Below are 3498 nucleotides of genomic sequence, written 5' to 3'. Positions count from 1 at the left end.
GGCGCAGCGCGGCGAGCGTGCGCACCCCGAGGGCCCGCACGGCGTGGACGGGACGCGCGACGGCGCGCCGGACGGACCGGCCCTGCGGCGGCGCGGTCGCGAGCCCGGCGGCGGCCCGCAGCTCGGTCGCGTAGTCCTGAGGCGTCCCGAGCAGGTCGGCCAGCGTCCGGCCGTGGCCGACGCGCCGCTCGTCGTCGAGCGCGTCCTGCAGGTCGAGCTCGAGGTCGTCGGTGAGGTCGTCGACCTGCTCGGGCGGCAGGTCCCCGAGGTGGCGGCGGACGGCCGCCGCGTACTGCGCCACGTCCGGCGCGCCGGTGACGAGCTCGGCGGTCATCGCGATCCCTCCGTGTCCAGGAGGCGGGCCATGGTGCCCGCGAACTCCTGCCAGTCCTTGCGCTGGGCCGCGAGCATCGCCCGGCCCTGGGCGTTGATCCCGTAGTACTTGCGGTGCGGGCCCTCGTCGCTCGGCACGACGTAGGACGTCAGCGCGCCGGACGAGTAGAGGCGGCGCAGCGTGCCGTAGACGGACGCGTCGCCGACCTCCTCGATGCCCGCGGAGCGCAGGCGGCGCACGACGTCGTAGCCGTACCCGTCCTCGTCGGCGACGACCGCGAGCACCGCGAGGTCGAGCACCCCCTTGAGCAGCTGGGTGGTGTCCACCGGCCCGCCTCCGTCCGTCCCGGTCGCGGCCGTCGGACGGGGCCCGGTGCTGCGGGCGTGGTCCGGGCGCGTCCCGCCAGGTCTGGTGCGGGAGCCTTCCCTCCAGGCTCCCGCACGGCGCACACTATTACACACTGCGCACTAGCGCCAGGACCTCGACCCGGCGGCGCGCCGGGCGTGTCACGGCGCCCTCGACGTCAGGCGGGGACCGCGCTCCAGGCGATGCCGTCGAGGATGTCGTGCTCCGACGTCACGACCTCGGTCAACGACCCGCCGGCGGCCTCGACCTCGTCGCGGACCCGCGTCACGACGTCGTGCCACACGAGCGCGCCCGCACCGATGACGTCGACCCGGCCCGGGTGCATGAACCCCAGCGCCGCCCGCTGCGTCCGCGACCGCCCGAGCAGGTCCTCGCACGCCGCGAGCACCGTCGCCACCGGCAGGACCGCGCCGTCGATCGCCCGCGGGTCGTACGCCGGCAGACCCAGCGCGTGCGCCGTCACCGTCGTCACCGACCCGGCCAGCCCGACCAGCGTCACCGCCTTGCCCAGCGGCACGACGCCCGCCGCGACGTCGAGCGCCGCCGCCACGTCCGCCCGCGCACCCGCGACCTCGGCGGCCGTCGGCGGGTCGCCCAGCAGGTGCCGCTCCGTGAGCCGCACGCAGCCCACGTCCATCGAGTACGCCGACTCCGGCGTCGACGTGCCCAGCACCAGCTCCGTCGAGCCGCCGCCCAGGTCCACCACGAGGAACGGCCCGGGGTGCGTCGCCGCGAGCACGCCCGTCGCTCCGCGGAACGACAGCGCGGCCTCCTCCTCGCCGCCGACGACCTCCGGCTCGACGCCCAGCAGCGCGCGCACGCCGTCGACGAAGTCCGCCCGGTTCTCCGCGTCGCGCGACGCCGACGTCGCCACGAACCGGATCGCCTCGACGCCCAGGTCGTCGCACACGTCCGCGTACCGACGGGCCGCGTCGAGCGTCCGCTCCAGCGCCTCCGGGGCGATCCGCCCCGTCCGGTCCACGCCCTGCCCCAGGCGCACGACCTCCATGCGCCGGTCGAGGTCGACGAGCGTCCCCGCTGCCGGGTCGACGTCGGCCACGAGGAGCCGGATGGAGTTGGTCCCGCAGTCGATGGCAGCCACACGCGTCACGCGGGCCATCCTTCCATCCCCCACCCCGCTCCCCCGCGCCCGACGGGCCCACGACCGCCGTCCACCGCCGGTCGAGCCCCGAGGCCGCCGGTCCGCGCCCAGGTCGCTGACCGCAACCGGCGAACTCGACGCGGACCGGCGACCTCGCGGATGGGACGGCGAGGTACGGGCGTCAGGCGGGGTGAGCCAGACGGCGAGGGGCAGGCGGGTGGGACGGCGAGGGACGGGCGTCAGGCGGGGTCGGGAGATGGGGTCAGGCGGGATCAGCAGGTGCAGCGGTCGGGGCGCCACTCGTCGCGGACCAGGGCCAGGACCTCGTCGCCGACCGGGTTGACGCCCGGCCCGGCCGCGAGGGCGTGGCCCGCGAGGACGTGCAGGCACTTGACGCGCGTCGGCATGCCACCCGCGGAGATCCCCGCGATCTCCTCGACGTGCCCGAGCTCCTCGCGGTCCGCGAGGTACGCCTCGTGCGCGCGGCGGTACGCCGCGGCGAGCTCCTCGTCGGCCGCGACACGCGCGGTCAGCTCCTTCATCAGCCCGGACGCCTCGAGCGTGCTCACCGCGGCGACCGCGGGCGGGCACGTGAGGTAGTACGTCGTCGGGAAGGGGGTCCCGTCGTCCAGCCGCGGCGCCGTCCGGACCACCAGCGGACGGCCGCACACGCAGCGCGCCGCGATCCCGACGACCCCGCGCGGCGGGCGGCCCAGCTGCTCGGCCAGCACGGCGAGGTCCTGGTCGGTCACGGCGGTGTCGGGGGTCGGCGTCACGACGCGGGATCCGTTCGTTCGGGCTGGCGGAGAGGCGGGACGGCGCCGCACGGCGACCGTCGTGCCCATTCTCCCCCGAGCCGAGGCGGCAGCCGCGACCGTCGGCGTCGGCAGCGCGCGGCTCGCCCGTCCGCACGCTCGCGACTCCCGGGACGGGGCCGTCGGCCGCGACCTCGCTCGGGACGAGGGCGTCGGCCTCGCGGCTCGCTCGTCGGTGCGGCTGCGGCCCCCGGGTCAGGCCCGCGACTCGTGGCCGACCGGGACGCGCAGCGTCAGCCCGCGGGCTCGGTCGTCGGCGCTGTCCCCGCGAGCTGCACCGAGTCCCACACGCTCGTGTACCAGGGCTGCGTCGCCCCCTCGTCCAGGACGGTCGACGACGGGCCCGCGTCGACGGCCGGGACGTCGGGCACCGCCTCGGGGTCGAGGACGCGGAACGCCTTCTCCCCCGGCAGGACGAACGACAGGCGCTCGCGGGCCTGCGCCTGCACGTACGCGGAGTCGTCCCAGCGACCCAGGTCGGACACGAGGTCGTCGTTGCGGCGCTGCGCGGCGTCGACCTGGGCGCGCAGCTCCGCGAGCTCCTGCTGCTGCTGCAGGTAGGAGTGCAGCGTCGGGTAGACCAGCACGAACGCGAGCAGCAGCACGAGCGAGAACACCATGACGCGCACCGTGAACAGCCGCGGCACCCGCAGCTGCACGCGCTCGGCGCGCGGGGTGCCACGCGGCGGCGTCGACGCGCTCCGGGACGACGGCCGGGCCGAGCCCGGACGCGTCGAGGAGGGCCGTGCGGACGACGGCGGCGGGCCGGGCACACGCGGGACGGAACCCGAGCGCGGGGCCGTGGGTCGAGTCGCGGGTCGAGCGGTCGGTGTGCCGGCGGCCGGGGTGCCCGCGGCGGGGGTCGCCGGGCTCGTCCGGGG

Annotated in this window: 6 protein-coding genes; 1 reads left to right on the top strand and 5 read right to left on the bottom strand. The window is 77.0% G+C overall.

Features of this window, described 5'->3' with window-relative positions; genetic code table 11:
- The 5 genes from CBZ_RS00025 to CBZ_RS00005 form a co-directional block, all read right to left on the bottom strand.
- On the bottom strand, window positions 1–334 hold a 334-nt coding region (locus CBZ_RS00025; RefSeq protein ID WP_444979404.1), incomplete at its 3' end, for an HAAS signaling domain-containing protein.
- The gene (locus CBZ_RS00020) at window positions 331–660 is read right to left on the bottom strand and encodes a PadR family transcriptional regulator (RefSeq protein WP_130779580.1); all 330 of its coding nucleotides are present in this window, start codon (window positions 658–660) and stop codon (window positions 331–333) included. The genes CBZ_RS00020 and CBZ_RS00025, both read right to left, overlap by 4 nt.
- Before the next feature lie 197 nt (window positions 661–857).
- Window positions 858–1811, bottom strand: a complete 954-nt coding sequence (locus CBZ_RS00015) for a Ppx/GppA phosphatase family protein (RefSeq protein WP_130779579.1) — start codon at window positions 1809–1811, stop codon at window positions 858–860.
- A 263-nt stretch (window positions 1812–2074) separates the two neighbouring features.
- Window positions 2075–2578, bottom strand: a complete 504-nt coding sequence (locus CBZ_RS00010; RefSeq protein ID WP_130779578.1) for a DUF501 domain-containing protein — start codon at window positions 2576–2578, stop codon at window positions 2075–2077.
- A gap of 272 nt (window positions 2579–2850) precedes the next feature.
- Window positions 2851–3237, bottom strand: coding sequence for an FtsB family cell division protein (locus tag CBZ_RS00005; protein ID WP_246012906.1), 387 nt, complete (start codon window positions 3235–3237; stop codon window positions 2851–2853).
- Between CBZ_RS00005 and CBZ_RS21445 the strand changes: the two genes are divergently transcribed.
- Window positions 3236–3498 (top strand): hypothetical protein (locus CBZ_RS21445; protein WP_218022682.1); only part of this gene is annotated, 263 nt, incomplete at its 3' end. The two genes, CBZ_RS00005 and CBZ_RS21445, sit on opposite strands and share 2 nt — an antisense overlap.

The organism is Cellulomonas biazotea, from assembly GCF_004306155.1.
Taxonomy (GTDB): domain Bacteria; phylum Actinomycetota; class Actinomycetes; order Actinomycetales; family Cellulomonadaceae; genus Cellulomonas; species Cellulomonas biazotea.
Note: the sequence above shows the minus strand (reverse complement) of the source record. Positions and strands in the feature narration are given on the sequence as shown.

Bases quoted from the DNA above. Each gene is read 5' to 3' on its own strand.
- CBZ_RS00005 (WP_246012906.1), bottom strand. From the start codon at position 3,237: ATGGTGTTCTCGCTCGTGCTGCTGCTCGCGTTCGTGCTGGTCTACCCG.